This window comes from Actinoplanes sp. NPDC048791 (assembly GCF_040650095.1).
In the GTDB taxonomy this organism is placed as follows: domain Bacteria; phylum Actinomycetota; class Actinomycetes; order Mycobacteriales; family Micromonosporaceae; genus Actinoplanes.
In genome coordinates this window covers 1-5,380 of record NZ_JBEZGQ010000586.1, presented here as the reverse complement: position 1 = coordinate 5,380, position 5,380 = coordinate 1, and the positions used below count along the sequence as shown (strand labels likewise).

Below are 5,380 nucleotides of genomic sequence, written 5' to 3'. Positions count from 1 at the left end.
CCCGCCAGCTGGACCGGGTCGGCGGCTTCATCGACCGGCTGCCCGACCACGCCAGCCTGGAGGCCGGCGGCGCCCGGGTCGGCGAGCGCGGCTACTTCTACTCCCCCACGGTCGTCTCCGGACTGCGGCAGACCGACGAGATCATCCAGGACGAGGTGTTCGGGCCGGTCATCACCGTGCAGCGCTTCACCGACGAGGACGAGGCGGTGGCCTGGGCCAACGGCGTCGAGTACGGCCTGGCCTCGTCGGTCTGGACCCGCGACCACGGCCGGGCGATGCGGATGACCCGGCGGCTGGACTTCGGCTGCGTCTGGGTCAACTGCCACATCCCGCTGGTCGCGGAGATGCCGCACGGCGGCTTCAAGCACTCCGGGCACGGCAAGGACCTCTCCGTGTACGGCCTGGAGGACTACACCAGGATCAAGCACGTCATGCACAGTCTCGAGGGCTGAGCGATGGGTTCCGAGGAGCTGCACAAGCGCCGCCACGCTGCCGTCGCGCGGGGCGTCACCTCCATGGTGTCGTCCTACGTGGACCACGCGGGCGGTGGCAGCCTGCACGACGTCGACGGCCGGGAGTGGATCGACTTCGGTTCCGGCATCGCGGTGACCAGTGTCGGCAACGCGGCGCCGCGGGTGGTCGCCGCCGTCCGCGAGCAGGTCGAGCGGTTCACCCACACCTGTTTCATGGTCACGCCGTACGAGTCGTACGTGGCGGTGTGCGAGCAGCTGGCCGCGCTGACCCCGGGGCGGTTCGACAAGCGGGCGGCGCTGTTCAACTCCGGTGCCGAGGCGGTGGAGAACGCGGTCAAGGTGGCCCGGCACGCGACCGGTCGGCAGGCGGTGGTGGTGTTCGACCACGCGTACCACGGGCGCACCAACCTGACGATGGCGCTGACCGCGAAGTCGATGCCGTACAAGCACCGGTTCGGGCCGTTCGCGCCGGAGGTCTACCGGGCCCCGATGTCGTACCCGTTGCGCGACGGCGGGCTGTCCGGGCCGGACGCCGCGGCGCGGGCCATCGATGTGATGTCCAAGCAAGTGGGGGCGGCGAACGTGGCCGCCGTGCTGATCGAGCCGATCCAGGGTGAGGGCGGTTTTGTGGTGCCGGCGCCGGGCTTCCTGCCGGCCCTGGCCGCCTGGTCCCGGGCGGCCGGGGCGGTGTTCATCGCCGACGAGGTGCAGACCGGCTTCTGCCGCACCGGTTCCTGGTTCGCCTGTGCCGACGAGGGTGTGGAGCCGGACCTGGTCACCACGGCCAAGGGCATGGCCGGTGGGCTGCCGCTGGCCGGGGTGGTCGGGCGGGCCGAGCTGATGGACGCGGTGCACCCGGGCGGCCTGGGCGGCACGTACGGCGGCAACCCGATCGCGTGCGCCGCCGCACTGGCCGCCATCGAGACCATGCAGGAGCTTGATCTCAACGCCGCCGCCAAACGGATCGAGGCACAGTTCATGCTCCGGCTGACCGCGCTGGCCATGAGCGACCCCGGCATCGCCGAAGTGCGCGGCCGGGGCGCAATGCTGGCGATCGAGCTGGTCAAGCCGGGCACGCTGGAGCCGGACCCGCTGCGCACCGCGGCCGTGGCGCGGGCCTGTCACGGCGCCGGGCTGCTGGTGCTGACCTGCGGCACCTACGCCAACGTGCTGCGTTTCCTGCCGCCGCTGGTCATCGCCGAGGAGCAGATCACGCGGGGCCTGGACATCCTGGCCGAGTCACTGCTCGCGCAGCTGCCAGGGTGAGCCGTAGGCGGTGAGCAGGTCGAGGAAGGGGACGGCGTCGAAGGCCTCGGGGCCCAGGACGCCGGCCCCTCGCCACGCGCCGGCGGCGAGCAGTTCGAGGGCGACGACCGGGTTGACGGCGGTCTGCCAGACGACGGCCTGCGAGCCGTACTCCCGCATGGACCAGGCGTTGTCGACGACGTGGTAGAGGTACACCGAGCGGGGCCGGCCGGCCAGGCCCGTGCCGGTGACCAGGGTGCCGGCGCAGGTGCTGCCGGTCATCTTGTCGCCGAGGCCGGCCGGGTCGGGCAGGCAGGCGGCCACCACGTCGCGCGGTGACACCGAGACGCCGCCGACGCGCACCGGTGCCGTCCGGTCCAGACCCAGCTTGTGCAGGGTCTTCAGCACGTCGATGAACTCCTTGCCCAGCCCGTACTTGAAGGTCACCCGGCGGGCGTCGACCCAGCGCGGGATGAGCAGCACCTCCTCGTGCTCGACGTGCACGCACTCCACCTCGCCGATGCCGCCGGGGAAGTCGAAGATCTCCGGCTCGCTCAGCGGCTCGGTGGTGAACCAGCCGCGGCCGGCCTCCCAGATCACCGGCGGGTTGAGGCACTCCTCGATGGTGGTCCACACCGAGAACGAGGGGGCGAAGTCGTAGCCGGCGACGACCAGGTTGCCGCCGTCGCGGATGCCGATCTCGTCGATGCGGGAGAAGAGGTGGTCGGCCGCGTACCGGGCGAAGACGTCGGAGAGGCCGGGTTCCACGCCCATCCCGACCAGCGCGAGCCGGCCGGCGTCCAGCCAGCGCCCGGCCGCGGCGAACTGCTCGTCGCCGAGCTTGACCCCGGTCCGGCTGAACGGCTCCTCGGCGTGCGGGTGCGACAGGGACATCGCCATGTCGAGGTAGTCGGCGCCGGCCTCGTACGCGCCGTCGAAGATCGGCATGACGAACCGCGGGTCGACCGCGTTCAGCACGTGGGTGATGGCGTGTTCGCGGCAGAGCGCGGCTACCGCGGCGGCGGACGACGCGTCGACCTGGGCGGCGGTGAAGCCCGCGTGCCCGGCGACCGCCGCGCGCGCCCGATCGAGGTCGTAGTCGGCGACCACGAAGGCTTCGTAGAAGTCGCGGCGCGCGGCGATGCCGACAGCCGCCGCGCCGACCCCGCCGGCGCCGACGAGTAGTACGCGCATGGCATGCCTCTCCACAAAAGGTGCGCTCGTCACATGAAATCGTGTGGCGATCACGGTATCGCGACGGAAACACTTGTCAATGGGCCAGAATTCTGCGATAAACGCAGCAGCAGGGTTTGCCTCCACCCCCCGGGAAGCCACCTCATGACAGTCACCGCACCGCCTCGGCGCCCGCTCCACATAGCACGGTCAGCCCCGCCACGGATTCGCGGGAGTGTCCGGAATGCGCCGACGGATTCCGTTGCCATCCGCCGTCCTGCACGCCAGAATCGCTGCGTGACGGACCTGGCGCTGGACGACGTGAACAAGCAGATCATCGACCACCTGCAGCGGGACGGACGGATGTCCTACGCCGCGCTGGCGAAGATCATCGGGTTGTCCGAGGCGGCCGTGCGCCAGCGGGTGCAGCGCCTGCTGGACGGCGGGATGATGCAGATCGTCGCGGTCACCGACCCGCTGATGCTGGGCTTCGCCCGCCAGGCCATGGTCGGGGTCAAGTGCGTCGGCGACATGCGCGCCATCGCCGAGCAGCTGGCCGCCATCCCCGAGGTCGACTACGTGGTGATCTGCGCCGGCGGCTACGACCTGCTGGTGGAGCTCGTCTGCACCGACGACGAGCACCTGCTGACGCTGCTCAACGAGGCCATCCGCGCGGTGCCCGGCGTCACCGGCACCGAGACGTTCATGTACCTGAAGCTCGCCAAACAGACCTACGCATGGGGGACACGATGACCGAAGACCTGTCCGGGTCCGCCCGCGACCACCTGTGGATGCACTTCACCCGGATGTCGTCGTACACCGGGTCGCAGGCCGGCGAGGTGCCGGTCATCGTGCGCGGCTCCGGGCCGTACATCTGGGACCAGAACGGCCGCCGCTACCTGGACGGGCTCTCCGGGCTGTTCGTCGTGCAGGCCGGGCACGGCCGCGGTGAGCTGGCCGACGCCGCCGCGAAGCAGGCGTCCGAGCTGGCCTACTTCCCGCTCTGGTCCTACGCCCACCCGACCGCGGTGGAGCTGGCCGAGCGGCTGGCCACGCTGACCCCCGGCGACCTCAACCGGGTCTTCTTCACCACCGGCGGCTCCGAGGCGGTGGAGAGCGCGTGGAAGCTGGCCCGCAGCTACTTCAAGCTGACCGGCAAGCCGATGAAGACCAAGGCGATCTCGCGGTCCATCGCCTACCACGGCACCACCATGGGCGCACTGTCGCTGACCGGGCTGCCGCTGATCAAGCAGGAGTTCGAGCCGCTGGTGCCGGGCGCGCTCAAGGTGCCCAACACCAACTACTACCGGCGCCCGGACGAATCGATGAGCGAGGAGCAGTTCGGCATCTGGGCCGCCGACCGCATCGCCGAGGCCATCGAGTTCGAGGGCCCGGACACCGTGGCCTGCGTCTTCCTGGAGCCGGTGCAGAACGCCGGCGGCTGCTTCCCGCCGCCGGCCGGCTACTTCCAGCGGGTCCGCGAGATCTGCGACCGCTACGACGTGCTGCTGGTCTCCGACGAGGTGATCTGCGCGTTCGGCCGGCTCGGTGAGTACTTCGGCTCGACCCGGTTCGGCTACACCCCCGACATCATCACCTGCGCCAAGGGCCTGACCTCCGGGTACGTCCCGCTGGGGGCGATGATCGCGTCCGAGCGCCTGGTCGCGCCGTTCCTGGAGGGCGCCAACTCGTTCTCGCACGGTGTCACCTTCGGCGGGCACCCGGTCGCGTCCGCGGTCGCGCTGGCCAACCTCGACATCTTCGAGCGTGAGGACCTCAACGGCCACGTCCGGGCCAACTCGGCGCTGTTCCGGTCCTATCTGGAGCGGCTCAACGACCTGCCGATCGTCGGCGACGTCCGCGGCGACGGCTACTTCTTCGGCATCGAGCTGGTCAAGGACAAGGCGACCAAGGAGACGTTCGACGCCGACGAGTCGGAGCGGCTGCTGCGCGGCTTCCTGTCCCGGGCGCTGTTCGAGGCCGGGCTGTACTGCCGGGCCGACGACCGCGGCGACCCGGTCATCCAGCTCGCTCCCCCGCTGATCTGCGAGGAGGAGCATTTCGCCGAGATCGAGCACGCCCTGCGCGGGGTGCTGACCGAGGCGTGGGCCCGGCTCTGAGCCGGCCCGCGGCGGAAAACCCAGGAAAACCGGTCATGAGCGCGTCGTACTGGCTGGCCGCGCTGGGGGAACCGGAGGCGGTCCGGCCCCCGCTGCCGGGCGACCGGGACGTGGACGTCGCCATCGTCGGCGCCGGATACACCGGGCTGTGGACGGCGTACTACCTGGCCCGGGCCGACCCGGCACTGCGGATCGCGGTCATCGAGGCGCAGTACGCGGGCTTCGGCGCCTCCGGCCGCAACGGTGGCTGGTGTTCCGGGCTGTTCCCTGTCGGCGTGGGCGCGCTGGCCCGGCGGCACGGCCGGGAGCAGGCGGTGGCCATGCACCGGGCGCTGGCCGAGTCGGTGGACGAGGTGGGCCGCGCGGCCG

At 71.1% G+C, this 5,380-nt stretch carries 6 protein-coding genes; 5 read left to right on the top strand and 1 reads right to left on the bottom strand.

Annotated elements, in window-relative coordinates; translation table 11 throughout:
* Nucleotides 1-452, top strand: a 452-nt coding sequence (locus tag AB0C29_RS31805; protein WP_360827975.1) for an aldehyde dehydrogenase family protein, incomplete at its 5' end; no start/stop codon positions are given.
* Between the two features lie 3 nt (nucleotides 453-455).
* Nucleotides 456-1,739 (top strand): 4-aminobutyrate--2-oxoglutarate transaminase, encoded by a 1,284-nt coding sequence (gene gabT, locus AB0C29_RS31800; protein WP_360827972.1) that lies wholly within the window; start codon nucleotides 456-458, stop codon nucleotides 1,737-1,739.
* On the opposite strand, the gene AB0C29_RS31795 is transcribed toward gabT, so the two are convergent.
* Complete coding sequence (locus AB0C29_RS31795; protein ID WP_360827968.1) at nucleotides 1,713-2,912, bottom strand: saccharopine dehydrogenase C-terminal domain-containing protein; 1,200 nt, start codon at nucleotides 2,910-2,912, stop codon at nucleotides 1,713-1,715. The genes gabT and AB0C29_RS31795 overlap by 27 nt on opposite strands.
* A 276-nt stretch (nucleotides 2,913-3,188) precedes the next feature.
* Between AB0C29_RS31795 and AB0C29_RS31790 the strand changes: the two genes are divergently transcribed.
* The 3 genes from AB0C29_RS31790 to AB0C29_RS31780 form a co-directional block, all read left to right on the top strand.
* A complete protein-coding gene (locus AB0C29_RS31790; protein ID WP_360544365.1) occupies nucleotides 3,189-3,644 on the top strand; it encodes an Lrp/AsnC family transcriptional regulator in 456 nt (151 codons plus the stop codon).
* Nucleotides 3,641-5,011 carry an aspartate aminotransferase family protein gene (locus AB0C29_RS31785; protein ID WP_360827965.1) on the top strand — a complete coding sequence of 457 codons (1,371 nt, stop codon included), beginning with the start codon at nucleotides 3,641-3,643 and terminating at the stop codon, nucleotides 5,009-5,011. Before AB0C29_RS31790 ends, AB0C29_RS31785 begins: the two co-directional genes overlap by 4 nt.
* A gap of 35 nt (nucleotides 5,012-5,046) precedes the next feature.
* On the top strand, nucleotides 5,047-5,380 hold a 334-nt coding region (locus AB0C29_RS31780), incomplete at its 3' end, for an FAD-dependent oxidoreductase (protein WP_360827962.1).